Below are 24,761 nucleotides of genomic sequence, written 5' to 3'. Positions count from 1 at the left end.
CTCAGGGCCTGGGTGTCAGAGCCCGGGCAGCTGGCCGCGCAGCCGGTCCAGCCAGCGGTCGATGGTGAGCTCGTATCGCCCGGGGTCGTACTTGCGCTGCGCGGCGTGGACGGTGCCACCGACCGCGGAACGCACCTGGTCCGCCCACTCCGGCCGGACGAGCACATGCTGCCAGTAGTCGGCCCGCATGTGCACCGCCGCGACATGCGCATAGCCGGGCGCCGCCTCGGACACCCGGAGGCCGTACTTGGCGTCCGGAACCCGCGGCGTGCCTGAGGTCACCACGAGCACCGTGGGCCGGGCGGCGCGTACGAGGCTGGTCGGATCCGCGCCATGCGCGATCGCCTCGTTGTTCAGTCCGATGTAGTCGACCGAACGCCAGCCGCTGTAGTACGGGATCGCCCCGGCATCGCTGACCGCCAGGGTGCGGAACTCGTCCGGGACCCGAGCGACGTCCAGTCCTTCGCCGATGGCCACGTGGGCGCGCCGCAGGTCGGGACCGTAGTTCGCGACCACCGGCAGGCCCGCCGTCGTCGCACCGGCGACCGCGGTCCACAGCAGCGGGACCACGGCCATGCCCGCGACGAGGCCACGCCGGGCGATGCCGGTGAGCGCGAGCCCACCGCCGAGGCACAGCACGGGGAACGCGTGGAAGGCGAACCGGTGCAGGTAGTCCATCGACGGCCCGGACACGGCGTAGGTCAGATAGGTGGCCGCCACCACCGCGCACAGCAAGCCACCGACCGGCCGGGTCGTGCCGCGCACCAGAAGGGAGAGGGTGAGCAGGATCAGCGGGACGAACAGTGGCCCGGTCTCGAGCACCCACGTCAGCCCGGCACCGAGATTGCCGAACTTGACGTAGAACGTGTTCGGCAACGGGTAGCCGTAGTAGGACCAGCGCCACAAAAAGTATCCGGCGCCCGCCGCCAGCACGCCCAGCACCCACCAGCGGGCCGCGCGACGCCGGCGCGCCCGCCAGAACCACACCCCGAAGGCGGGCAGGGCGGCCAGCACACCCTCCGGGCGCAGCATGCCCGCGACCAGCACGAGCACCGGCGGTTCCCAGTCCCGCACCGGCCGCCCGCCGAGCACCCGCACGCCGATGATCGCCGACCGCAGCACGACCGCGGCGAAGGCCACGGTCTCCAGCCCGGCGGTGATGTGGAAGTAGGTGGGCAGGAACAGCACGTAGCAGCCCGCGGCGACCAGCGCCCCGGGGATACCGGCGGCACGGTGCGCCGCGCGCAGCAGCATGCCGAGGATGCCGAGGCCGATGGCGAACGAGGTGAACTTCGCGACCGTGGGCAGGTCCAGCCCGAGCCAGGCGAAGGGCGCGTGCCAGAGCATCCAGGCGAAGTTGGTGAAACCCTCGACCGGGTCGCCGGAAGGGTTCCACACCGGACCGTGCCCATCGGCGAGGTTGGCCGAGTACCGGAAGGTGATCCAGGCATCGTCGATGGTGAAGAACCAGGCCGCCCAGGTGCCGACCAGGAACACCCCGACCAGGCAGCCCGCGATGATCAGCCGGCGGGATGGGCGCGCCGCGGTCATCCCACCCCGCCTTCCGGCGTCGGGGGCGTACCGTCCCGGCGGGAGCCCAGCACGTCGAGCACGCGCGCGGCGCCCCGGCCGTCCACCGCTCGCGCCGCACGCTCGGCCAGTTCGCTGCGCCCGCGCGCGTCCCCCAGCAGCGGGCGCAGCACGTCCGCGGCGCCGCCCAGCTCGGCCGGGGTACCGAGACCGGCGGCAAGGCCCCGCTCCACCGCGGCGCGGTAACCCCGCTCCTGGTTGTCGACGAGGCAGACGAGCGCGGCCGGCACCCCGACGCAGCACAGCTCCAGCAGCGTCACCCCGGCCGCGCTCACCACCAGGTCGGCCTCGGCCAGCAGGCGAGGTAGCTCCCTGTCCGGCGGGGACACCCGGAATCGCTGGCCGGGGGCCGGCAGTGGTGCCGCCGGCTCGCCGTGGGCCAGTACCTCGGCCTCGAACGGCAGGCCGGTGTCCCGCAGCGCGTGCAGCAGCCCCGTAACGGTGTCCCGCCACCCCGCACCACCACCCAGGACGACCACCACCCGCGGTGGCTCGCCAGGCGTCCGCCGCCGCGCGCGCCGCTCCCGCGCCAGCGCCACCGCCTGCCGCAGCGGCGCGAAGCGGGCGCCGGTAAGTATCACCGGGGAACCGTCATCCGGCCGATCGGCCGGGCACAGGCCACAGTCGACCACGATATCGGCGGCCCGGCGGCCGAACGGCCCTCCCTCCAGCGACACCAGCGTCGCGCCGGAAGCGTTCAGCTCGGTCCGCAGTTCGCCGAACCCGTAGTGATCGACCAGCACGGCGTCGAAACCCTCGGCCAGCGCGCCGAGCCCGGCCGCGTCGTCCACGGGTGCCAGCATCCGCACATCGAGTTCCACCAGCCGCGTCGCGAGCCAGCCCGCGCCCGCGGTCTCCCCTGAGAAGGCGACCGTCCAGCCCCGGCCGCGTGCCTCCTCGGCGAACGCCACCGCCCTGGCCACGTGCCCGACACCCGCCGTCGCGGAGGCGTCGGCCCGCAGCAGCAGCCTCACCGCCCGACCTTCTTCTGCTCCACGTGAGCGTTCAGGGCGACCAGGTCGGGCCGGGAACGCAACAGCCCGACCACCTCCTGCCAGCGCGGCGGCCGGTCGCCGAGCTCGGCGACCACCCCCTCCAGTACCCCCCAGTCCTCCTCGGTGTCCAGGGTCACCCGCAGGTCGTCGGCCGCGGGCGCGATCACCACACCGGAGCAGGCGTAGCGATCGGGCCTGCCCTTCACCCCGGAGGTGACATGCTCCCGGTGCGGACCGGCCGGTTCGGCGGCCTGCTCCGCCAGCACGGCGGTACGCACCAGCTCGGCGTCGAACCCGCGCGGGAGCGTGCGCACCAGGGTGGTGCTGACGTAGTCCAGGTCCTGTTGGGCTCGCCACAGCGCCACCACCTGACCGAGCAGCGCCGGATCGTGCAGCGGGCAGTCCGCGGTCAACCGCACCACCGCGGCCGCCGGATACAGCTCACCGGCCAGCTGGAACCGGGCCAGCACATCCTCCAGCGGACCGCGCACGGCCGAGGCTCCGTGCCGCCGGGCCTCCGCGGCCACGGCCTCGTCCTCGGGCTCGTCCGAGGTGGCCACGACGACCCGGCAGACGCCGGGAGCGGCCAGCGCCGCGCGCACCACCCACCCCAGCACGCTTCGGCCACCGAGCGGGCGGAGCACCTTGCCGGGAAGCCTGGTCGAGGACAGCCGCGCCTGGATCACGACGTTGACGGCGGGGGCGGCGTGCATGGGTGACATGATGGCGGACGGCGTTCGCTGTCAAGCGTGGAGGTAGTAGATGGCCGAGCTCGAAGGTTCGAGCATCCTGCTGACCGGTGGGACCGGCTCCTTCGGCAAGGCGTTCATCACGCACGCACTGGCCGAGCTGAATCCCAAGAGGCTGGTCGTACTGTCCCGGGACGAGCTGAAGCAGTACGAGGTCCGCCAGCGGTTCGGTGACGACCCGCGGCTGCGCTGGTTCATCGGCGACGTGCGGGACCGCCGCAGGCTGGAACGTGCGATGCACGGGGTGGACTACGTGGTGCACGCGGCGGCGCTGAAACAGGTGGACACCGGGGAGTACAACCCGTTCGAGTTCGTGCAGACCAATGTGGTCGGCTCGCAGCACCTCATCGAGGCCGCCATCGACACCGGGGTACGGAAGGTGGTGGCGCTGTCCACGGACAAGGCTTCCAGCCCGATCAACCTCTACGGCGCCACCAAGCTCTGCGCCGACCGGATGTTCATCAGCGCGAACCACTACGCGGCGACGCACCCGACCAGGTTCGCGGTGGTGCGCTACGGCAACGTGATGGGCTCGCGGGGCAGCGTGATCCCGTTCTTCCGCTCGCTCGCCGAGCGCGGCGAGTCGCTGCCCATCACGCACAAGGAGATGACCCGGTTCTGGATCACCCTGCCGCAGGCCGTGCGGTTCGTCTCGGACTCGTTCGACCAGATGCGCGGCGGTGAACTCTACGTGCCGCGGATCCCGAGCATGCGGCTGGTCGACCTGGCACAGGCCATCGCGCCGGGCAGCCCGATGCACGAGGTCGGCGTCCGCCCCGGCGAGAAGCTGCACGAGGAGATGATCGCGCCGGACGACTCCCGGCGGACCGTGCAGCTACCCGATCGCTACATCGTGCAACCGCATATCGCGGGTTGGGGCTACGAACCCCCTGAGCACGGCACGCCGGTTTCGGACGGCTTCGCCTACCGGTCCGACACCAACGACCTGTGGCTGGACGGCGACCAGCTGCGCGAGCTCGTGGCGCAGTATGGCTGACTTCCTGCCCTACGGCCGGCAGTCGGTCACGGAGGAGGACATCGAGGCCGTGGTCGAGGTGCTGCGCGGGGACTGGCTGACCACCGGCCCCGCGGTCACCCGGTTCGAGGCCGACCTGGCCGGGCACACCGGCGGGACCCCGGCCGTCGCGGTCACCTCGGGCACCGCCGCCCTGCATGTCGCCTATGCCGCGGCCGGGGTGGGTCCCGGGGACGAGGTGGTGGCCGGCCCGCTGACCTTCGTGGCGACCGCCTCGACGGCCGCGCTGCACGGCGCCACCGTCACCTTCGCCGATGTCGAGCCGGACACCGGGAACCTGGACCCCGCCGCGGCACGGGCCGCGATGACCCGGCGAACCAGGGTGCTCGCCGCTGTCGACTACGCGGGGCACCCGGCCGAGCTCGACCGCTTGCGCGCGATCGCGCATGGAGCCGATGCCCTGTTGCTGGAGGATGCCGCACACTCGATCGGCGGTTCCTGGCAGGGCAGGCCGGTCGGCTCGCTGGCCGACCTGACCACGTTCTCCTTCTTCCCCACCAAGAACCTCACCACCGCCGAGGGCGGGGCCGTGGTCACGCCGGATGAGGGGCTGCTCGCCAGGGCCCGGCGGTTCCGCAACCACGGGCTGGTCCGTGACCGGGCCGAGCAGCGGTTCCCCGACGAGGGCGGCTGGCATCAGGAGGTGCACGAGTTCGGGCTGAACTACCGCCTTCCGGATGTGCTGTGCGCGCTCGGCAGCAGCCAGCTACGCCGGATCCCCTCGTTCAAGCGGCGGCGGGCCGAGATCCACGCGCGCTACGACGCGGGCCTGGCCGATGTCCCGGCCGTGCGCACCCCGGTGACCAGGGACGGGGCCGATCCGGCGTGGCACCTGTATCCGCTGCGAGTGCTGGACGGTAGGCGCGGCAAGCTCTTCGACCACCTGCGCGGGGTGGGCATCGGCGTGCAGGTCAACTACATCCCGGCGTACTGGCACCCGGTGTTCGCCGACCTCGGGTACCGGCGCGGCATGTGCCCGAACGCCGAGCGGTACTACGCCGAGCAGCTTTCCTTGCCGCTGTTCCCCGACCTCACCGACGCGGATGTGGACCGGGTGATCGACGAGGTACGCACCTTCCTCGGCACCTGACCGGCTACACCAGGTCCCAGGTGAGCGGGGTGCCCCTGGGGGCGTCCGCCCGGAACGTGCGCCCGAGCACCGTCGCCAGGTCCGCGGGCGGCAGCCCACCCGCGGGACGGATGGAACGTACATTGTGCTCGGTCACCGGCTCACCCGCGCGCACGTCCCGTACCACATACAGCGAACGGCGGATCCGCAGACCGGCCCGCTCGCTCGGCTTGGGACCGATCCCGGTTTCGCCGAGAGCCTGCCAGCCACGTTCGCTTTCCGTCACCAGTGCGGCCAGCTCGGTGGGCTCCAGGGAGAACGCGGAGTCGACGCCACCGTCCTTCCTGGACATGGTCACGTGCTTCTCGATGGCACAGGCCCCCAGCGGGACGGAGGCCAGTGGCACCCCGATCCCCGGGGTGTGGTCGGAAAGCCCCACCAGGACGTCGAAGGCCTCGGCAAGGACCGGCAGCGCGCGCAGGTTGCTCTCCTCCGGCGGGGCCGGGTACGAAGCCGTGCAACCCAGCACGATCAGCTGGTCGTTTCCGGCTTCCCTTGCCGTGGTCACGGCCGCGTCGATCTCGGCGACACTCGCCTTGCCGGTCGAGATGATCAGTGGCTTTCCGGTGCGCGCGCAGAGTTCGATCAACGGCAGGTCGACGATCTCGGAGGACGCGATCTTGTAGGCGGCCGTGTCCAGCGACTCCAGCAGATCGACGGCGGTCGGGTCGAACGGGCTGGAGAAGACCTCGAGACCGTGCTCGCGCGCCCGCCGGAAGATCGGTTCGTGCCATTCCCACGGGGTATGTGCCCGGTCGTAGAGGGCGTACAGGTTCTCACCGTGCCACGGGGAGTTCTCGTTGGTGATCCGGAACTCGGGGGTGTCGACATCGATGGTGATGGTGTCCGCCCGGTAGGTCTGCAACTTCAGCGCGTGCGCACCCGCACCGGCCACCGCGTCCACGATGGCCAGTGCCCGATCGAACTCCCCGTTGTGGTTTCCGGACATTTCGGCGATCACGAACGGCGCGTGTTCGGGCCCGATCGTGCGCGCACCGATCCGGACTCCGCGACGGTTGGACATCACATTCCCTTCACCCTGCGCACCTCGGCCGGGGTCAGTTCGTTCCACACGACCTCGCGCGGTTCCCCGTCGACCTCCCGAAGGTACCGCCGCACCTCGGTGAAGCCGACCTGCTGGTGCAGCCGGAGCACCGGGGTGTTGCTCGCCAAGGTGGCCGCGCCGAGCGTCCGAACACCCAGCACGTCGAAGGCGTAGTCGATCGCCTCGTACTCCAGCTCGACCCAGGCCGCGCTCCGGTCCTCGCCGAGCCCTTCGACATCGAGGTACTTGTTCCATTCCGTGACCTCGGCGTCCAGCCCGACGAAGATCACCACCCCCGCGGGTACACCCGCACGTTCGTAGATCAGGACACGGCGGGTCAAGTCCGCGGATATCGCGTCCCACCAGGCGCGATGCTCGTCCACCCCGATCTCGTGGGTGGTGAAGCTGGCTCCGCGCACCTTGGGGTGGTTGCGCCAGCGGCGAATCGACTCCGCATCCTCTTCGGTGGCCGGACGCAGCACCCGGTTACTCCGCGACGCCGGCGCCGGCGTGCTCCTCCAGCTTCCGCAGCCGGTCCTCGTACCTGGCGATCCCGGTCAGCCGGACCCGGATCTGGGCATGCTGGTGCTGGATCTCCTCGATCAGCGACCGCGCCTCGGCGAGTTCCGGCTTGTCCGCGACCGGGGTGAGCGCCGCCTTCTCCCGCAGGGTCTCCAGCGCCGCCTCGAGCGCCGCGACCTGTGGCATCAGCCGGTCGAGCTCACTGCGGGTCCAGCGCAGGTCACCGCGTGCGTGTTCGAGACCCGCCTCAAGGGCGTCCAGCCTGCGCCGGTGGTCCGCTGTGCAGTGTTCCTGCTCGGTGACCCGGTCCTCGAGTTGCGGGACACGCTCCCGGAGGCGTTCCTCGATGCGGAAGTCGACAAGCCTGGCGAGTCTCTTCGCCACGCGCTCGCGGAGGTGGAACGAAGGCATACGGTTTCCTTCTGTGATGCTGTGATGCTCGGTGGAATCAGCGCAACAGTTCAGTGTTGCCGGTCTTGGTCCAGGAGTCCAACAGCCTGCCCTCCGCGGCGATCCGGTGCTCGGGTCCCACCTTGCACGAGTCTCCCGCCGCGTGTTCCCAGTGCGTCTGGTCCGGATCATCGATAAAGGAGAAGCCGGACAGGACAAGGTCCGCGCGGGGAAAGGTGGTGCGCGCGATCCAGGCAGCCATGGTGCCGGTGGTGGCCCAGGCGCCTTCCTCCTTCGTGGCGAGCCCGAGCGCCTCGGAAAGCGGCAGGGTCACCTCCCGGTTGGACACCGGGACGAAACCGAGGTCCCTCGGCCACCACGGCGGGATGTCCTCCGGTTCCCACAGCAACCGACCTGGCTCGACCAGCAGGTACAGTCGGCTGCGGTAGTTCTCGAACACCCAGCGGGTCGCACGCAGGGCGCGGTTGAACACCACGACATGTGTGCGGCTACCCACGGTCGGTGGCCCCTCCGGCTCGTCGCGGACGAAACCGTTCACCCGGAACACCAGGTCGCAGGCGTCGATCGCCTTGGCACGCTGAGTGTTCGGGGGTAGCGGCTGGTTACCGACGACCGCGACCGAGCGCGGGTCCGGCCGATCCGCGTAGGCCTGTAGCAGGCTCACCATCAGGCTCGGCGCGGCGACGTCCGAGACGGCGGATTCCATGACGCGACAAGCTACCAGTACGACCGGGCAGCGATAACACCGAATCGTGTCACGTTGCGGACTCGGGGCAGTCCGCTGCCGACCGCCTAGCATCGCAGACTTCGACAGGCAGAGGTGGCCGATGACGAAATACTCACGACACGCGATCCGCGCGGGGATGACCCGCATGGTCAACCGGGTTCTCCGGCCGGACGACCGCGCGCATGCGGAACGCCTCGACCGGCTGGAGGGCGAGCTCGCCGCGCTCCGTGCCGAGGTCGCAGGCCAGGCACAGCGCGTGCTCGACCGGGTTGTCGAGTTCGAGATCCGCACGAGGCGCGACATCGTCTACGCCGGGGACGTCGAAGCGGCGCGGGAGAGCGCCCGGTTCGCCCAGGAACACCTGGTCGGCGCGCGGCACTTCGGGCGACCGCAGGAGACGTTGGAATACGGCCTCTCGCTCGCTCCTTCCGGGGGTATGGCCCTGGAGTTCGGGGTCGCCTCCGGAAACACACTCAAACTCATCGCGGCGCAACGCGCCGACAACCAGGTGTACGGCTTCGACTCGTTCGAGGGGCTGCCGGAGGACTGGCTCGCCGGGGTGCCTGCCGGGGCGTTCGCCCGCGACGACCTTCCCGAGGTGCCGGGAGCCCACCTCGTGGTGGGGCTCTTCGCCGACACCCTGCCGGACTTTCTCGCGGCACACCGGGGCCGGGTCGACTTCCTGCACGTCGACAGCGACCTGTACAGCTCGGCAAGGACGGTCCTCGAACAGGTCGGGCCTCGGCTCGAGCCGGGCAGCGTGATCGTGTTCGACGAGTTCTACAACTACCCCGGCTGGCAGCGGCACGAGTACCGGGCCTGGCTGGAGTACGTGGAGCGGACCGGCGTGTCGTTCACCTACGAGGCGTGCACGTACGAGGACAGGCAGGTAGTCGTGCGTGTCACCGGGATGACCGGCCAGGCGGAGGGCCGCTAGGGCACCGCCGGTACCCTCGTTTCTCGTGCACGCCACCAGCACTGTTCACCCAGTAGACACCGCCGCTGGGACGCCGTCGAAGCCGGCGCCCGACCGGCGCTCCTTCGCCAGAGCGTTCGCCGACCTCAGAACCGGCTTCCGGCAGCGCGAACTGTGGAGCCATCTCGGTTGGCAGGACATCAAGCAGCGCTACCGCCGCTCGGTACTCGGGCCGCTGTGGATCACCATCAGCATGGGCATCACGGCGCTCGGCCTCGGCCTGCTCTACTCGCAGCTGTTCGATTCCGAGATCTCGACGTACCTGCCCTACATCACCGTCGGGTTCATCGTCTGGCACTTCCTGCTCGGCAACCTCACCGAGGGCACCGACACGTTCATCGCGAACGAGGGGCTGATCAAGCACCTGCCCGCCCCGCTCTCCGTCTACGTGCTGCGCACGGTGTGGCGGCAGAGCATCATGTTCGTCCACAACCTGATCATCTACTTCGTGGTGCTGGCGATCTTCTGGAACGGGATCACCGAGCCGGGATACACCATCACGGACAACGGCGTACCTCAGCCCGGTCTGGGCTGGTCGGCGTTCCTGGCCATCCCGGGGTTCGCCCTGATCGCGATCAACGCGGGCTGGGTGGTGCTGCTGTTCGGCATCGCCTCCACCCGGTTCCGGGACATCCCGCAGGTGGTCAGCAGCCTGATCAACCTGATGTTCTTCATGACCCCGATCGTCTGGTCCACCGACATCCTCCGGGACCGGTTCGGCGAATCGGTCGGCTGGCGCGATCTGGTCGCCGAGCTGAACCCGCTGTACCACTTCATCCAGATCGTGCGCGCACCGCTGATCGGCAACGAGCAGAGCTGGCATCACTGGGTGATCGTGGCCGGCTTCGCGGTGGTCGGCTGGGGCCTGGCGCTCCTGGTGATGCGCAACTATCGTTCTCGCGTCTCGTATTGGGTGTGACTGATGGTCAGCATTGAGGTTCGCGAAGCTTACGTCGATTTTCCGATTTTCGACGCCAAGACCCGATCGCTGAAGAAGAAGGTGCTCGGCAAGGTCGGCGGCAAGATCGGCACCGAGAGCAGGGTGCCGATCATCGAGGCACTGCACGACATCACCTTGTCGATCAACGACGGGGACCGCATCGGGCTGGTCGGGCACAACGGGGCGGGCAAGTCCACCCTGCTGCGACTGCTGTCCGGCATCTACGAGCCGACCCGCGGCCACGCCAGTATCGTCGGCAGGGTCGCGCCCGTTTTCGACCTCGGTGTCGGGCTCGACCCGGAGATCTCCGGCTACGAGAACATCATGATCCGGGGCCTTTACCTCGGGATGAGCCGCAAGCAGATGGAGAAGCGGATCGACGACATCGCCGAGTTCACCGAACTCGGCGACTACCTGGCGATGCCGTTGCGTACCTACTCCACCGGGATGCGGGTGCGGCTGGCGCTGGGCGTGGTCACCTCGATCGACCCGGAGATCCTGCTGCTCGACGAGGGTATCGGCGCGGTGGACGCGGCCTTCCTGAACAAGGCCAGGAACCGGCTGGTGGACCTGGTCCGCCGCTCCGGCCTGCTGGTGTTCGCCTCGCATCAGGACGACCTGCTGCTGGAGCTGTGCACCTCGGCGATCTGGATGGACGAGGGACACATGCGGATGCGCGGCGGGCTGCGCGAGGTACTGACGGCGTACAAGGGCAAGGACCCGTTCGAGAACCTCAGCGCCGAGGCCGCCGCCCGGATCGGGACCGAGCAGACGCTCGCGGCCAAGGGCGAGGGATGATGTCCGGCGGCGGGCCGGAGCAGGCCCCGCTCGGCGCGGAAGCGGTGGTGGCCGTGGTGGTCACCCGGCACCGGCGCGAGTTGCTCACCGACTCGCTCAAGATCATCGCGACCCAGAGCCACCCGGTCGACCACCTCGTCGTGGTGGACAACGGTCCCGACCAGCCCGCGCGGGAGGTCGTGCGGGCCTGCGGGCTTCCGGCCACCTACCTGCCCTCGCACCGCAACCTGGGCGGCGCGGGCGGGTTCGCCCTCGGCATGCTGCACGCGCTGTCCCTCGGCGCCGGCTGGATCTGGCTGGCCGACGACGACGGGCGGCCGGCGGACGAGCACGTGCTCGCGGTGTTGCTGAACGAGGCACGTACCCGGAACCTGGCCGAGGTCTCGCCGGTCGTGGCCAACATCGACAGCCCGGAGAAGCTGGCCTTCCCGCTGCGCCGCGGGCTGAGCTGGAAACGGTCCGCGGCCGAACTCGGTGCCGACTTCCTGCCCGGCATCGCCTCCCTGATGAACGGCGCGCTGTTCCGCGCCGGCACGCTCGAGGTGGTCGGCGTGCCGGACCTGCGCCTGTTCTTCCGCGGGGACGAGGTCGAGCTGCACCGCAGGCTGGTCCGCTCCGGCCTGCCCTTCGGCACCTCGCTCCAGGCGACCTACCTGCACCCGAACGGCTCGGACGAGTTCAAACCGATGCTCGGCGGCCGCTTCCACGCGCAGGACCCGGAGAACGAGGTGAAGCGGTACTACACCTACCGCAACCGCGGCTACCTGCTCGCCCAGCCCGGGATGCGGAAGATCGGGGCGCTGGAGGTGTTGCGCTTCGGCCTGTACTTCATCGGGGTGAAGCGCGACCCGAAGGCCTTCCTGCAGTGGCTGCGCCTGGTCCGCCAGGGGCGCAGGGAGCGGTTCTTCCGCTACTGACGACCCGCGCTCGGCGCGGTCCGGGTCAGCGCGTCAGAGATAGCCCTCGAGCTGGGAGTACAACTGCTGCGCGATCCGCGCGTTGTCAGCGGGGGCGTAGGTGATCCACTGCTGGCCGTCGCCGGCCTGGTGCATGGTGTTCAGGTAGCGGCCGTCCTCGGTGTCGAACCAGGCCAGCGGGCCGAGCGGGGCCTGCCGGCCGTCCTGACCCTGCACCAGGGCGGTGAACTGGCCGAGCCGCTTCTTCGGCTTCTCGAAGATCCGTTCCACCATGCGTAACTGTCCGCCCCCACGCGGGCCGCTCACGCCACCGAACGGGTCATAGCCGCCGTCCTCGGCCTGCCGCCGCGGCTGGCTGCTCGGCGCCGGGCGGGGGACGGTCACCGACTGCCCCGCGGCCGCAGGCGTCAGCGGGAGCAGGTCGACGATCGCGGTCACCAGGCCGGTCGGCCGGGTCTCCTCGAACACCAGCAGGTTCTCGTCCTGCCGGGCCAGCACGGCGAACCGCCCGTCCGAGCTGACCCGGGCGAACAGCTTCTTGTCATCGGCGAGCTGGGCGGCCGCGGTGATCGCCACTGGCGCGCGCACGATGGTGCGCAGTGCGAGCTCGGCGTCCTCGTCCAGCCGGCCGGAGTGCGCCAGTCCGCGGGATTCCAGGTCGCGGAACACGGCATCCCTGACCTGGGCCCGCTGGGTTTTCGTGGTGCCGATCTGCGGTAGCTGAAAGGGGAAGGGTGCGGCGCCGAGCCCGCAGTGCTCCAGCAGGATGTCCACCGCTGCCAGCGACAGCGAGAACGAATGCGCCATGACCTCGTGCTCCCCCCTCGGGTATCGGCCTTCGAACAGCACGTTAGCCGACGCCGGATCCGCCGCGCAGCCGGATCGCTCCGAACGTGCGGACCAGCACGATCGGCGCGGGAAGCACCGCCTTGCCGGGCCTCCGCTGTCAGCGAACCGCCTTGTCGCTGCTCATCGTGACCTGCTGTTCTTGGCTACATGGCCGATGAGAAGCTCGCACTGGTACTGCATCTGACAGCGGGCGGTGAACCGTTGCTGTTCAGCCTGGAAACCGAGGAGGCGCAACGGCTTGAGCCCAAGCTGGCCCAGCTGGTCAAGCACAACGCCGTGGAACCCGTGCGCACCAGGGACGGTATGACGGTGACGGTGAACTTCGCCCACGTCGCCGTCACCTACGTGGACGACATGCAGCGCAAGGGCACCGTGTTCGGCATGCACCGATGACCCGAGGGGGTCAGAGGCGGTAGAGACGGGTCCAGTTGGCTCGGCTGGTCAGTTCGGGCATGGCCCGCTTGTACTGCTCCTGCACGGCGTGCCCTTCCTTGCGCAGCCGCTGGAGCACCCGGACCGTCTGCTTGGCGAGCTCGAACATGCGGGCGCGGTCGTAGCGGCGCACCCGGACGCCCTCCTGGTTGGCGTCGGTGACCACCGCCGTCTCGAACAGCGACACGTGCCACCAGTGCGCCTCGTCGGTCGGGATCGCGCCGAGGGCGTGCGTGTGCTTGCCGAGCAACCGGTTGAGCACCCGCTTGAGCAGCACCGCGCGCTGCAGGCTGGGCCGCGGGCCGGTGTTGATGATGCCGATGTCGCTCGAGGCGATCCCGGGAACGTCGGTGGCCGGGTACCGGTGGGTCTCCGGGTACCGCGCCCGGATCTCCCGGATCTCCTTCATCGCCGCGACCCCGCCGTCGGCCAGGATCTCCGGGCCCTCCAGGAAGTCCTCGACGGCTTTGATCAAGGTCGCGGTGAGGCCGTACTGCATGCTGAGCAGGTACCGGACCACCTGCGCGAGCAGCACCCTGGCCAGGACGTTCAGGTTGAACGGGCTGTGCAGCGCGGCGGTGATGATGGAGTTGCGCAGGTTGAAGTAGCGGTGCCACTCGTCCCAGTCCTTCCAGTGGAAGTCCGCGTGCCACACCCCGGCGCCGGGCAGCGTCACCGTGGGGAAGCCGTGCGCCCGTGCCCGGTAGCTGTACTCGGCATCGTCCCACTGGAAGAAGTACGGCATCGGGTAGCCGACCTCCCGCACCACCTCGTACGGGATCAGGCAGGACCACCAGCCGTTGTACCCGGCGTCCAGGCGCCGCTCCTGGCGGTTCGGCTTGCCGGTCTCCTCGTCCACACCGAGCAGGTCGGCGGTGGTGAGGCTGTGCTCGACCGGCTGGCCGGGCTCGAGAGTGTTCAGCCGGGCGTACTCGGCACCGACGTGCAGCTGGTTCGGGTGCAGCAGGTTGAGCATCTGCCCACCCACGATCATCGGGTTCGCGGCCTTGTTCGAGAACGCCGTCAGCCGGATCACCAGATCGGGCTCCAGCAGCACGTCGTCGTCCATGAACAGCACGTTCGCGTGCTCGGTCACAGCGCTGTCCTGGTGTCCCGGCCCCGCCAACCCGTCCGCCTCCGCCAGGCGCCCGGCGACCTCGTACAACCCGCGGGTGAACCCGCCCGCGCCGCCGAGGTTCGGCTGCCGGATGTAGTGCAGCTTGTCGCCCAGCTCCGCGGCGACCTCGGCGAAGTCCTCCCGGGACTCCACCGGGTCACTGCCCTGGTCGGCGACATAGATGGCGTCCAGGGTCTCCAGCGAGGACATGTCGCCGGCCAGCGACTTCAGGGTGGCGAGGCAGTCGTCCACCCGGTTCATCGTGCAGATGGTCACCGCGGTCGGCCGGATCCGCTCCGGCGGCTCGACGGTCCACCGCACGCCCTCGACGGTCAGCCGCTCGCCCGCCTCGGTCTCCAGGTCCAGCCAGAGCGCGCCGCCGTCGAGGAAACGGTCGATCTTCGCCTCGAGGACGACCGTGGCCCGCTCGGCGTCCCGCGCGGTGTACGTGGCCACCACCCGCGACTCGCCGTCCGGGTCGGAGGCGCCCACGGCGAGCCTGCCCGAACCGCTCACCACGGCTTCCACCCTTACCTGCCGCACCTCGGTCCAGCGCTGCCAGTAGCTGGCCGGGAAACGTCCGAAGTAGGTGTTGCCGGACACCAGGGCGGAGGGCTCGAGGGTGATGCCGCCACGGTCGCGGGCGACCACGCCCTCGACCACCTCGGCGTAGAGGTCCTTGCTGACCAGGTCCGAGGGACCCGCGTAGAGGCCGCGCTGCGCGAGCAGCCTGCCCCGCGGGGCGCGCTCGGCGAACACCTCGGCTTCGGCCGGCTCCGCGGCCGCCGCGCCGTTCCCGGCCGACTTCCGCGTGGCCGCTGCTGCTTTACCGGGCATCAGACCTCAGTCCTCCAAAAGACTCGAACACCGCTGCCAAGGTACAGGCCCGGCACGGTGGGCCATTCACTGTGTGCGTTCGGGGCGCGGCTCGCGGAACACGACCCACTTCAGCATGACGAAGTTGATAGTGGTGGCGGTTGCCTGCGAGATGACCCAGGCGACGCTGGTTCGTGGTTCGAAGTCCGGCAACAGGTACAGCATCCAACGGTTCATCCCCACCGCGACGAAGAACGTCACCGTGTACAGCAGGACGAAACCGCCGATCTGCCCGACACCGTTCCGGTGTCCACCGGCGAATGTGAATTTGCGGTTAAGAAAGAAGGCGGTGCTGGTGCCGACCACGAAACTCATCGCCCGCGCCAGATCCACCCACGGGGCGGTGACCATGCCCAGCGCGAGTAGCCCCTGGTAGGTACCGAAGTCCAGCAGGGCACAGAATCCGCCGATGAGCGCGAACCGGATCAGCTGGCCGGGCAGTCCGGGCGAGGCCGATCGGGCCGGGTCGACTTCTGCGTATGGATCCGTCGCCACCACTGCATCAACCTCGCCGGTCTGGTTTCGTCTCGACGCGGGAAAGTGTAAGGGCCGTCGCGGAACTCCCCTTGGCAAGGTACGCGGCGGCGCGCCTGCGGTAATACAGTGTAGAAGCGGTCACCACACGATCATGTTCCGGGCATCGCTACCCTGGGGCGAGTGAGCGCAGCGATCCGAGCAAACACCGAGCGAAAGGCCCTCACCGGCTGGGGGCGTACCGCGCCGACGGTCGCCGAGGTGCTGAGCACCCCCGACATCGACCGCATCGCGCGCGCCGTCGCCGAATCGGGCGATCGCGGCGTGATCGCCCGCGGGCTGGGCCGCTCCTACGGCGACCCCGCGCAGAACGCGGGCGGCCTGGTGATCGACATGACCGCGCTGGACCGGATCCACTCGGTGGACGCCGACAGCGGGACGGTCGTGGTCGACGCCGGGGTCAGCCTGGACACCCTGATGCGCGCGGCGCTGCCGTTCGGCCTGTGGATCCCGGTGCTGCCGGGCACCCGGCAGGTCACCATCGGCGGCGCGATCGGCGCGGACATCCACGGCAAGGCGCACCACGTGGTCGGCAGCTTCGGCAACCACGTGCTGTCCATGGACCTGCTCACCGCGGACGGCCGGGTACGCACGCTCACCCCGGAGGGCGCCGAGTCCGAACTGTTCTGGGCCACCGTGGGCGGGATGGGGCTCACCGGGATCGTGCTGCGCGCCACGCTGCGCCTCGAACAGGTCGAGACCGCCTACTTCGTGGTGGACACCGAGCAGATCGACAACCTGGACGAGCTGATGGAGCGGCAGTCCACCGACGACGAGAAGTACGCCGAGTCGGTGTCCTGGTTCGACGCGGTGACCACCGGACCGCACTTCGGCCGCGGGTTGCTCACCAGGGCGAACCACGCCAAGCTCGAGGACCTGCCGAAGAAGCTGCGGGCGAACCCGCTGAAGTTCGACGCCCCGCAGCTGCTCACCGTGCCGAACGTGTTCCCGCCCGGCCTGCTGAACAGGTTCACCGGCCGGGTCTTCAGCGAGCTCTGGTACCGCAAGTCGCCGACCAAGCTGGGCGCGGTGCAGAACATCACCCAGTTCCTGCACCCGCTGGACATCATCGGCGAGTGGAACCGCGGCTACGGGCCGCACGGCTTCCTGCAGTACCAGTTCGTGGTGCCGCTGGAACGCGCGGACGTGATCCGCTCGGCGCTGGCCGCGATGACCGAGCGCGGCCAGGTCTCGGCGCTGAACGTGCTCAAACGGTTCGGCGAGGGTAACCAGGCGCCGCTGTCCTTCCCCAAGCCCGGCTGGACCCTGTGCGTGGACATTCCGGTCGGGCGCGGCCTCACCGAGCTGTGCGCCGAGCTGGACACGATGGTGCTGGACGCGGGTGGGCGGCACTACCTGGCCAAGGAGTCCCGTGCCTCGCCGGAGGCGATCCAGCAGGGCTACCCGCGCCTCGACGAGTGGCGCAAGATTCGCAACGCATACGACCCGGACGGCGTTTTCGCCTCGGATATGGCACGAAGGTTGAACCTGTGATCGACGCTGTAGGCAATCCCCAGTCACTGCTGCTGCTCGGCGGCACCTCGGACATCGCGCTCGCCGTCGCGGAGCGCTACCTCGCCGCACGACCGTTGCGGATCGTGCTCGCGGCCCGGCCCTCGCCCCGGCTGGACGCCGCGGCCGAGCGGCTGCGCACGGCGGGCGCCGAGGTGTCCTGTGTGGATTTCGACGCCCAGGACACCGCCGCGCACCCCGCCGTGATCGACAAGTCGTTCGGCGACGGTGATATCGACCTGACGGTCGTCGCCTTTGGACTGCTGGGCGACGCCGAGCAGGTCTGGCAGGACCATGCCAAGGCGGTCGAGCTGGCCTCGGTGAACTACACCGCGGCGGTGTCGGTCGGGGTGGCGCTGGCCGACCGGCTGAAGAAGCAGGGGCACGGCGCGGTGCTCGCGCTGTCCTCCGTGGCCGGCGAGCGGGTTCGCCGGGCGAACTTCCTCTACGGCTCCACCAAGGCCGGGTTCGACGGGTTCTACCTCGGGCTGGGCGAGGCGCTGCGCCCGCACGGCGTGCGGGTCACCGTGGTGCGGCCCGGTCAGGTGAAGACCAAGATGACCGAGGGGATGGCCAAGGCGCCGCTGGAGCAGACCGCCGAGCAGGTCGCCGAGGTCGCGGTGGACGCGGTACGCAAGCGCAAGGAGCTGGTGTGGGCTCCCGCCCAGTTCCGGCTCGTGATGTCGGCCCTGCGGCACGTTCCCCGGCCGATCTTCCGCAGGCTGCCCATCTGACCACCCGCGCTTCACCCGGCCGAGTGACCGGCCTACATTAAGTGTATGCACGGGGAGGCCAGTAACGCGGACGGTTCGGTCGCGGTCACGGTCACGCCCACCGGGGCCGTGGTCGACCTGCGACTGACGCCGGAAGCCACGCAACGCCCGCACACCCAGCTCCAGCGGGAACTGCTGGAGGCGATCCGCGTGGCGACCGAGCGGGCGGGCGAGGCCACTCCGGCCCCCTCCGCCGCCACGCGCAGGCTGCCGCCGCCCCGGCCCTCCGCGGCGCAGCGCCGCAGATCCCGGCACTGAGCCCCCGTGGCGCCGCTCGTGACGCGCGTTTCGAAAACAACGCCGAGTCACCACTGGGCGTTCGGGGCGCGGGCGTCGACCGCCCGGACCAGGTAGAGCTGCCGGGTGCCGACCCAGGGCGAGGTGATGGTCCAACTGGCCAGCGCGCGCGGCGGGGCGGCCACCGGGGTGGTCTCCAGCACGAACTCGGGGTGGGCGGGGCGCACCCCCCGGTCCAGGAACTCGAAGTTCACCTCCAACAGCGCGCGCCCGATCGGACCGCTGCGATCCTCCCGCTCGGTGATGGCCGGGCCGACCGCGCCGCGGTCGGAGAACAGGTCCACCAGGGCGCAGGAACAGGCGTAGGCAAGGGCACCGACCTCGCCCGCGCTGTGCACGGTCGCACCGGGCACGATCCGGCCGATCTGGGTGCCGATCTCCAGGTAGCGCTGCGAGCTGGCGTGGTTGGTGGTCATCGGCGGGAAGTCGCGCGGCAGGCCTGGCGCGGCGTACACCGCGACACTGGCCGCGGTCAACACGGCCGGGGCCGCCAGGCCGAGGTGCGGGGTCCAGCGGGCGCTCATCGCGACCAGGAACACCGTGGCAGCGATGATGCTCGGGCCGTAGTACCAGTGGTACGGCGGCACATCCAGCCACATGTAGGCGGCGTAGTGCAGCACCCCACCCACCGCGAGCGCGGCGAACGGCAGCAGCGAACGGGCCTTGGCCGCACCCCGCAGCACCCCGATCAACCAGGGCAGTCCCAGTACGCCACCGGCCAGCGCGGGCAGGAAGGACAGCAGCGTGGCCTGCGGGTAGCGCCGCAGGTAGAGCTCAACCCCGGTGGAGAAGCTCCATTCGCCCCAGGACCGCTGCAGGGTCTTGATGATCAGCGTGTCCGGCACCGCCGATCCGAGGACGAACCAGCTGAACAGGAACCACGGCAGGGCCACCGCGGCGAAGGCGGCGAGTGAGCGCAGGGCGCCGACCCAGAACCGCCTGCGGGCGAGCACGATCACCACCACGAACACCAGCAGGTCCAGGCGGATCAGGGCGAGCAAGCCGGCCACGGCACCCAGAGCGGCCGGCCGCCGCTCGGTCGCGCACACCACCAGCCAGGACAGCGCCGCCGCGCCGAGTGCGATCTCCAGACCCACCGAGGACAGCAACAACGGGTTCACGGTCAGCAGGCCGACGCTCATCGGGGCGAACCAGCGGGGCAGGCCGATGCTCGTGCCGAGCCTGCGCAGCCCGAGCAGCAACACCACCTGGCAGGCGACGAACAGCACCCCCGCGGCGAACACGGCGTCCCGGACCAGCACCGTGACGACCGCCAGCAGCAGCACGTTCAGCGGCGAGGTGGCGGTGTTCGAGGTGCCCTCGTCGATCAGTCCCCAGTGCCCGTGGAAGGCGAGGTTCTCGGCGTAGGCCAGGGTGATGTAGGTGTCGTCGATCAGGTGCGTGCGGACGACGAGGAAGGCTGCGGTGGAGAACAGGGCCACCACCGCGGGCGTCCCCCACGAGGGCCACTGCCGGTAGTCACCAGAACCACTGTGTGTACTAGTGACGCTCAACGGGTGCTGCGACATCCACGCCACTGTACGACGTAGCTGTGACTTCCCTGTTATCTAATCGGTTTTGGGTGGTGATTCACAGGTAGTAGGAGATCACCAGGCTCGCCATCCAGGAAGCGCCGAGCACCTGGAGCACCCGGTCGCGCAGGGCGATCTCCTCCGGTTCGCCCGCATTGCCGCCGTCCACGTCCACGGCGTAGCGCAGCACCGCGAGCACCAGTGGCACGATCGAGATGACCGCCCACACCGACTCCGGCGCCCGCTGCTGCTGCTCGAACGCCCACAGGCAGTAGGACATGATCAGGATCGCGGCCGAGGTGGCCCAGACGAAGCGCAGGTAGCTCGCCGAGTACTTCTTCAACGAGGACCGGATCTTCGCGCCGGTGCGCTCGAACAGCATCACCTCGGCGTAGCGCTTGCCGGCCACCATGAACAGCGAGCCGAACGCGGTGACCAGCAGGAACCACTGGGACAGCGAGATACCGGTCGCGACGCCACCGGCGATCAGCCGCATCAGGAAGCCGGAACCCACGATCGCGAGATCGATCACCGGCTGGTGCTTCAACCCGAAGCAGTAACCGAGCTGGATCGCCTCGTACACACCCAGCACGATCAGCAGCTTCGGATTGGCGAGCAGGCCGACCGCCATCCCACCGGCGAAGAACAGCACGGCGGCCGCGTAGGCCACCCGCACCGGCACCACCCCGGCGGCGATCGGCCGGTTGCGCTTGGTCGGATGCGCCCGGTCGGCCTCCACATCCACCGCGTCGTTGATCAGGTATACCGAGGAGGCGACGAGCGAGAACGCCACGAATGCGATCGCCGCGTCCAGGAGCACCGCACCGTCCCCGAGCTGCACGCCGGTGAACGGCGCCGCGAAGACCAGGACGTTCTTCACCCATTGCCGTGGCCGGGCGGTCTTCAGCACGCCCAGCACACCGCCCACCGGGCCCCTGCGGGGGGTCACGGCGGGCTCCACCCGCTCGGTCGCCTCACTCATGAATGCCTGTTCAACTTCCGTCGCAGCAGTGCGCCGAGCACGCCGCCAAGCGCCGCGCCGGCCAGCACGTCGGTCGGGTAGTGCACACCGAGCACCAGTCGGGAGGCGAGCATCGGCGGCACGAGTACGGGAACGAGGTTACGCCCGGTCGTACCCGAGTAGAGCACCGCCGCCGCTGTGGTGGATGTCGCATGCGAGGAAGGGAAGCTCAACCGGCTCGGGGTGCCGACCAGCACCCACACCGACTCGTGCTCCGGCCGCCGCCTGCGCACCACCCGCTTGACCGCGATCGAGGCGGCGTGCGCACCGACGACCCCGGCGGCCGCGGTGAGCCAGTCCCGGCGGCGCCGCCGGTCCACCGCGGCGCCGAGCAGCCCGAGGGCGAACCAGCCCGCGCTGTGCTCGCCGAAGTGGGAGAGCCCGCGAGCGGCCGTGACCGCCTGCGGGCTCGCCAGCACGTCCTGCACCCTGGCCAGCAACGCGACCTCACCCGAGGGCGGCGCGCTCGCGCCGCCCTGTGCCTCTTCGGGAGCTCGCTCAAGCATCGAGCGACCCGTCCAGCGGTGCGCCGTCGGCGAGATGCGGTCCGATCTTGTTGTCGAACGCCGCGAGCGCCGAACCGATCGCCATGTGCATGTCCAGGTACTTGTAGGTGCCGAGCCGCCCGCCGAAGAGCACGTTGCGCTCCGTGGCCTCGCGCTTGGCCAACTCCCGGTAGCGCTCCAGCTTCTCCCGGTCCTCCTGGGTGTTGATCGGGTAGTACGGCTCGTCGGTGTCCCCGGCGAACCGCGAGTACTCCCGGACGATCACCGTCTTGTCCTTGGGGTAGTCGCGCTCGGGGTGGAAGTGCCGGAACTCGTGGATCCGGGTGTAGGGCACGTGCTCGTCGCTGTAGTTCATCACCGAGGTGCCCTGGAAGTCGCCGGTGGGCACGACCTCCTGCTCGAAGTCCAGGGTGCGCCAGCCGAGGCTGCCCTCGACGTAGCCGAAGTAGCGGTCCAGCGGCCCGGTGTAGAGCGTGGGGGTGCCTGCCGGGATGGCCTCCCGCACGTCGAAGTAGTCCACGTTCAGCCGGACCTCGATGTTCGGGTGGTCGGCCATCCGCTCCAGCCAGGCGGTGTAGCCGTCGACCGGAAGACCCTCGTAGGTGTCGTTGAAGTAGCGGTTGTCGAAGGTGTAGCGCACCGGGAGCCTGGTGATGATCGAGGCCGAGAGCTCCTTGGGGTCGGTCTGCCACTGCTTGGCCGTGTACCCGCGGATGAACGCCTCGTACAGCGGGCGGCCGATCAGCGAGATCCCCTTTTCCTCGAGGTTCTGCGCGTCCTTGGTGTCGATCTCGCTGGCCTGCTGCGCGATCAGCTCGCGCGCCTCGTCCGGCGTATGCGACTTGCCGAAGAACTGGTTGATCAGTCCCAGGTTCATCGGCAACGAGTAGACCTGGCCCTGATACTTCGCGAACACCCGGTGCTGGTAGTTCGTGAAATCGGTGAACTGGTTGACGTAGTCCCATACCCGCTTGTTCGAGGTGTGGAACAGGTGCGCGCCGTACCGGTGCACCTCGATGCCGGTCTCCGGCTCGGGTTCGGAATAGGCGTTGCCGCCGATGTGCTCCCGCCGTTCCAGGACGAGGACCCGCTTGTCGAGCTGCGTCGCCGCCCGCTCGGCGACGGTGAGACCGAAGAAGCCGGAGCCGACCACGATCAGGTCGTAACCGGTGAAATCGTCTTCAGTAATCTTGCTGGGGTTCGTGTGCGCGCTCACGGGCGCACAGGCTACCGGCGCGCCGGAAACGGAGCACAACGCCCATGGATAACCGGGAGGGACATGCAATGGCCCTGGCGCGTAGGTCACGGCCCGTAGGCGCGTTCGCGGTCGCGCGTTCCGCATCAGACACCGAGTAGAAGTAGTTACCACCAGTGCCAACACCGGATTCGATCTGGATCTACGCCAGCACGATCGGGGTCTACCTGATCGTCCTCCTGCTACCGGGGGGATTCCTCGGCTGGGCCGCCGGTCTTCGCGGCTGGGCACTATTCGGCATGGCGCCGTTGTTCACGTATCTGGCAGCCGGCCTGGCCGGTCCGTGGCTGGCGGTCGTCGGGCTGCCGTTCAACCCCGGTACCGCCGCGGCTGTCGTGCTGCTTCTGGCCGCCGCGGCACTGGGCCTGCGCAGGCTGGCGCAGGCCCGCGGCTGGGCCCCGGGCGAACCGGACCGGCCACCGGTGCCCTGGAGCCGGCGAGCGCATCTCGCGGTCGGGGCCTGCGTGCTGCTGGCGACCGTGCTCTCGGTGATCGTCGTGCTGTCCGCGGCCGGCGGCGCCAGCGCGATCTTCCAGCGCTGGGACACCGTCTACCACGCCAACGGCATCCGCTACATCGCCGAGACCGGCGACGGCTCGCTGTTCGGGATGAGCACGATCAACTGGTACCCGGACGGCTCCTACTACCCCAACGGCTATCACCTGGTCGGCAGCCTGGTCTACACGCTGTCCGGGGCCGCGGTGCCCACCGTGCTGAACGCGGTCACGGTGCCGGTCGCCGGCCTGTTCGCACTGTCCATGGTGGCCATGGTGCGCCAGTTCGGCGGCCGGGCCGTGCTGGCAGGCAGCGCGGCCGTCGTGGCCGGCGCGGCCACCTCCGGCGCGTACGAGTCGGTGTCCAGCGGGCTGCTGCCGTTCGCGCTGGGCATCGTGCTGACCCCGCTGGCCGCCCTCGCCCTGGACCGGTTCCTGCGCCGGCCCGCACCGGACACCGGGATGGTGCTCGCGCTGGCCGGGGTGGGCCTGCTGGTGGCACACACCAGCGCCCTGGTGGGCGCGATCCTGTTCGCCTTCCCGCTGGTGGTGCAACGCTGGTGGCGCCGGGAGGGCAAACCGCTCGCCGACCTGGCCAGGGTGGCCCCGGTGGGGCTGGGGGCCGCGCTGCTCGCGGCCCCACACCTGCTCGGCGCGGTCAGCTTCGGTTCCGGCAGCTTCCCGTACAACCCCTGGGCCTCGGACGTTCCGCTCCTGGAAGCGGTCTCCCAGCTGGTGCTGTTCCGCCAGTTCCTCACCCCGGCGCTGATCTGGCTTTCGGCGTGCCTGCTCGTCGGGGTGCTGATGATCCGCACGCTGCACCGGCTGCGCTGGATCGGGTTCTCCGCGCTGCTGCTGTCCGGGATCTTCGTGCTGGTGGCCAGTTACGGCGGGCTGCCCTGGGTGATCACCTTCTCCCGGCCGTGGTGGAACGACCGCTACCGGCTGATGGCGCTGGCCGCGATCCCGCTGTGCCTGCTGGCCGCGCACGGCCTCGCCGAGGCGCAGCGGCTGCTCGCCAAGTGGGCGGCAGGCACCTCGCTGGCCCGGCAGCGCACCTCGGCCGGGGCACCGGCCAACGCACTCGGGCCGGCCAGCGCGGTACTGCTGATCGTGACCATGGCGGTGGTCACCAACGGCTTCTACTCCACGGCGAACGCCAGGGTGGTCGGCTTCGCCTACCAGAACTGGCCCGAGTCCCGGTACACCGATATCCCGGTGACCAGGGACGAGGTGGCCGCGATGCTGCGGATGGGCGAGCTGGCGCGCCCCGGCGAGATGGTGCTCAACGGCCGCACCGACGGCACGGCCTGGCTGTACGCGATCACCGGAGTCCGGCCGGTCGCCGGCCACTACGACGCGAATGTCGTCCCGCCGGACGCGGCCTACCTCGCCGCGCACTTCCGCGAGTACCAACAGGACCCGAAGGTGCGGGCCGCCGTGCGGCGGTTGAACATCCGGCACGTGCTGCTCGGCTCCGGCTCGGTACTGCCCGACCTGCCTCCCGAACCCGGCTTGCGGGACCTGGAAGGGCTGCCCTTCCTGAAGCAGGTCTACCGCAACTCGGACGCGGTCATCTACGCGCTTCGCCAGCCGGGATGACGGTTCCCGTGCGGTAGGTCTCCCCCTGCCACCGCACGGGAACCGCGGTTCCCCAACCCCCCGGGGAAGCACCCGTTCGCCCGCTTGAGATATCACCGCGCCGCGGGCGAACCGTCCCACTGTTAC

The 24,761-nt window shown here is 69.9% G+C and carries 25 protein-coding genes; 11 read left to right on the top strand and 14 right to left on the bottom strand.

Annotation, left to right across the window (positions count from 1 at the left end):
* Nucleotides 1–15 precede the first annotated feature (15 nt).
* The 3 genes from FB471_RS19735 to FB471_RS19725 are packed head-to-tail and all read right to left on the bottom strand — an operon-like array spanning nucleotide 16 to nucleotide 3,307.
* The gene (locus tag FB471_RS19735) at nucleotides 16–1,551 is read right to left on the bottom strand and encodes a hypothetical protein (RefSeq protein ID WP_141999907.1); all 1,536 of its coding nucleotides are present in this window, start codon (nucleotides 1,549–1,551) and stop codon (nucleotides 16–18) included.
* Entirely contained in the window at nucleotides 1,548–2,564 is a 1,017-nt protein-coding gene (locus tag FB471_RS19730; RefSeq protein WP_141999906.1) for a spore coat protein, read from the bottom strand. Before FB471_RS19730 ends, FB471_RS19735 begins: the two co-directional genes overlap by 4 nt.
* Nucleotides 2,561–3,307: a cytidylyltransferase domain-containing protein gene (locus FB471_RS19725; RefSeq protein ID WP_141999905.1), complete on the bottom strand. Its 747-nt coding sequence runs from the start codon at nucleotides 3,305–3,307 to the stop codon at nucleotides 2,561–2,563. Before FB471_RS19725 ends, FB471_RS19730 begins: the two co-directional genes overlap by 4 nt.
* A gap of 40 nt (nucleotides 3,308–3,347) precedes the next feature.
* On the opposite strand from FB471_RS19725, the gene pseB reads away from it, so the two are divergent.
* Together pseB and FB471_RS19715 are read left to right on the top strand one after the other, a co-directional pair.
* Entirely contained in the window at nucleotides 3,348–4,331 is a 984-nt protein-coding gene (gene pseB, locus FB471_RS19720; RefSeq protein WP_141999904.1) for a UDP-N-acetylglucosamine 4,6-dehydratase (inverting), read from the top strand.
* Nucleotides 4,324–5,460: a DegT/DnrJ/EryC1/StrS family aminotransferase gene (locus tag FB471_RS19715; protein ID WP_141999903.1), complete on the top strand. Its 1,137-nt coding sequence runs from the start codon at nucleotides 4,324–4,326 to the stop codon at nucleotides 5,458–5,460. The genes pseB and FB471_RS19715 overlap by 8 nt, the downstream gene beginning before the upstream one ends.
* Before the next feature lie 4 nt (nucleotides 5,461–5,464).
* Here the strand turns inward: FB471_RS19715 and pseI are convergent, their stop codons facing one another.
* Genes pseI through FB471_RS19695 form a run of 4 tightly spaced genes read right to left on the bottom strand, consistent with a single transcriptional unit; the run spans nucleotide 5,465 to nucleotide 8,144 of the window.
* Nucleotides 5,465–6,523: a pseudaminic acid synthase gene (pseI, locus tag FB471_RS19710; protein WP_141999902.1), complete on the bottom strand. Its 1,059-nt coding sequence runs from the start codon at nucleotides 6,521–6,523 to the stop codon at nucleotides 5,465–5,467.
* On the bottom strand, nucleotides 6,523–7,026 hold the full coding sequence (locus tag FB471_RS19705) for a GNAT family N-acetyltransferase (protein ID WP_141999901.1): 504 nt from the start codon (nucleotides 7,024–7,026) through the stop codon (nucleotides 6,523–6,525). Before FB471_RS19705 ends, pseI begins: the two co-directional genes overlap by 1 nt.
* Nucleotides 7,027–7,030: 4 nt before the next feature.
* On the bottom strand, nucleotides 7,031–7,477 hold the full coding sequence (locus FB471_RS19700; protein WP_141999900.1) for a hypothetical protein: 447 nt from the start codon (nucleotides 7,475–7,477) through the stop codon (nucleotides 7,031–7,033).
* Between the two features lie 37 nt (nucleotides 7,478–7,514).
* Nucleotides 7,515–8,144: a glycosyltransferase family 29 protein gene (locus FB471_RS19695; protein WP_142002180.1), complete on the bottom strand. Its 630-nt coding sequence runs from the start codon at nucleotides 8,142–8,144 to the stop codon at nucleotides 7,515–7,517.
* A 160-nt stretch (nucleotides 8,145–8,304) separates the two neighbouring features.
* Here FB471_RS19695 and FB471_RS19690 point away from each other — a divergent pair, with 160 nt between their 5' ends.
* The 4 genes from FB471_RS19690 to glfT1 are packed head-to-tail and all read left to right on the top strand — an operon-like array spanning nucleotide 8,305 to nucleotide 11,835.
* Entirely contained in the window at nucleotides 8,305–9,141 is an 837-nt protein-coding gene (locus tag FB471_RS19690) for a class I SAM-dependent methyltransferase (protein WP_170220868.1), read from the top strand.
* 25 nt (nucleotides 9,142–9,166) lie between these two features.
* Entirely contained in the window at nucleotides 9,167–10,099 is a 933-nt protein-coding gene (gene wzm / locus FB471_RS19685) for a galactan export ABC transporter permease subunit Wzm/RfbD (protein WP_141999899.1), read from the top strand.
* A 3-nt stretch (nucleotides 10,100–10,102) separates the two neighbouring features.
* Nucleotides 10,103–10,918 carry a galactan export ABC transporter ATP-binding subunit Wzt/RfbE gene (gene wzt / locus FB471_RS19680; protein WP_141999898.1) on the top strand — a complete coding sequence of 272 codons (816 nt, stop codon included), beginning with the start codon at nucleotides 10,103–10,105 and terminating at the stop codon, nucleotides 10,916–10,918.
* Complete coding sequence (glfT1, locus tag FB471_RS19675; protein WP_142002176.1) at nucleotides 10,918–11,835, top strand: galactofuranosyltransferase GlfT1; 918 nt, start codon at nucleotides 10,918–10,920, stop codon at nucleotides 11,833–11,835. The genes wzt and glfT1 overlap by 1 nt, the downstream gene beginning before the upstream one ends.
* 33 nt (nucleotides 11,836–11,868) lie before the next feature.
* Here the strand turns inward: glfT1 and FB471_RS19670 are convergent, their stop codons facing one another.
* Nucleotides 11,869–12,642, bottom strand: coding sequence for an ESX secretion-associated protein EspG (locus FB471_RS19670; RefSeq protein WP_141999897.1), 774 nt, complete (start codon nucleotides 12,640–12,642; stop codon nucleotides 11,869–11,871).
* Between the two features lie 189 nt (nucleotides 12,643–12,831).
* Between FB471_RS19670 and FB471_RS19665 the strand changes: the two genes are divergently transcribed.
* Nucleotides 12,832–13,077: a hypothetical protein gene (locus tag FB471_RS19665; RefSeq protein ID WP_141999896.1), complete on the top strand. Its 246-nt coding sequence runs from the start codon at nucleotides 12,832–12,834 to the stop codon at nucleotides 13,075–13,077.
* Nucleotides 13,078–13,087: 10 nt separating this feature from the next.
* Here the strand turns inward: FB471_RS19665 and FB471_RS19660 are convergent, their stop codons facing one another.
* Together FB471_RS19660 and FB471_RS19655 are read right to left on the bottom strand one after the other, a co-directional pair.
* Nucleotides 13,088–15,070 carry a glycosyltransferase gene (locus FB471_RS19660; protein ID WP_141999895.1) on the bottom strand — a complete coding sequence of 661 codons (1,983 nt, stop codon included), beginning with the start codon at nucleotides 15,068–15,070 and terminating at the stop codon, nucleotides 13,088–13,090.
* Nucleotides 15,071–15,136: 66 nt separating this feature from the next.
* Entirely contained in the window at nucleotides 15,137–15,607 is a 471-nt protein-coding gene (locus FB471_RS19655) for a GtrA family protein (protein ID WP_141999894.1), read from the bottom strand.
* Nucleotides 15,608–15,766: 159 nt separating this feature from the next.
* Between FB471_RS19655 and dprE1 the strand changes: the two genes are divergently transcribed.
* The 3 genes from dprE1 to FB471_RS19640 are packed head-to-tail and all read left to right on the top strand — an operon-like array spanning nucleotide 15,767 to nucleotide 18,186.
* The gene (gene dprE1 / locus FB471_RS19650) at nucleotides 15,767–17,137 is read left to right on the top strand and encodes a decaprenylphosphoryl-beta-D-ribose oxidase (protein WP_281287408.1); all 1,371 of its coding nucleotides are present in this window, start codon (nucleotides 15,767–15,769) and stop codon (nucleotides 17,135–17,137) included.
* Complete coding sequence (dprE2, locus tag FB471_RS19645; RefSeq protein ID WP_141999893.1) at nucleotides 17,134–17,889, top strand: decaprenylphospho-beta-D-erythro-pentofuranosid-2-ulose 2-reductase; 756 nt, start codon at nucleotides 17,134–17,136, stop codon at nucleotides 17,887–17,889. Before dprE1 ends, dprE2 begins: the two co-directional genes overlap by 4 nt.
* Nucleotides 17,890–17,934: 45 nt before the next feature.
* Nucleotides 17,935–18,186: a YbaB/EbfC family nucleoid-associated protein gene (locus FB471_RS19640; protein ID WP_141999892.1), complete on the top strand. Its 252-nt coding sequence runs from the start codon at nucleotides 17,935–17,937 to the stop codon at nucleotides 18,184–18,186.
* 47 nt (nucleotides 18,187–18,233) lie between these two features.
* On the opposite strand, the gene FB471_RS19635 is transcribed toward FB471_RS19640, so the two are convergent.
* The 4 genes from FB471_RS19635 to glf form a co-directional block, all read right to left on the bottom strand.
* The gene (locus tag FB471_RS19635) at nucleotides 18,234–19,754 is read right to left on the bottom strand and encodes a hypothetical protein (protein ID WP_246076486.1); all 1,521 of its coding nucleotides are present in this window, start codon (nucleotides 19,752–19,754) and stop codon (nucleotides 18,234–18,236) included.
* Between the two features lie 61 nt (nucleotides 19,755–19,815).
* Complete coding sequence (locus FB471_RS19630; RefSeq protein ID WP_141999891.1) at nucleotides 19,816–20,739, bottom strand: decaprenyl-phosphate phosphoribosyltransferase; 924 nt, start codon at nucleotides 20,737–20,739, stop codon at nucleotides 19,816–19,818.
* Nucleotides 20,736–21,284: a phosphatase PAP2 family protein gene (locus tag FB471_RS19625; protein ID WP_141999890.1), complete on the bottom strand. Its 549-nt coding sequence runs from the start codon at nucleotides 21,282–21,284 to the stop codon at nucleotides 20,736–20,738. Before FB471_RS19625 ends, FB471_RS19630 begins: the two co-directional genes overlap by 4 nt.
* Nucleotides 21,277–22,500, bottom strand: a complete 1,224-nt coding sequence (gene glf / locus FB471_RS19620; protein ID WP_211358070.1) for a UDP-galactopyranose mutase — start codon at nucleotides 22,498–22,500, stop codon at nucleotides 21,277–21,279. The genes FB471_RS19625 and glf overlap by 8 nt, the downstream gene beginning before the upstream one ends.
* A 155-nt stretch (nucleotides 22,501–22,655) precedes the next feature.
* On the opposite strand from glf, the gene FB471_RS19615 reads away from it, so the two are divergent.
* A complete protein-coding gene (locus tag FB471_RS19615; protein ID WP_141999888.1) occupies nucleotides 22,656–24,635 on the top strand; it encodes a DUF6541 family protein in 1,980 nt (659 codons plus the stop codon).
* Nucleotides 24,636–24,761: the final 126 nt, after the last annotated feature.

The organism is Amycolatopsis cihanbeyliensis (assembly GCF_006715045.1).
GTDB classification, from domain to species: Bacteria; Actinomycetota; Actinomycetes; order Mycobacteriales; family Pseudonocardiaceae; genus Amycolatopsis; species Amycolatopsis cihanbeyliensis.
This window is presented reverse-complemented; position numbering and strand designations above follow the sequence as displayed.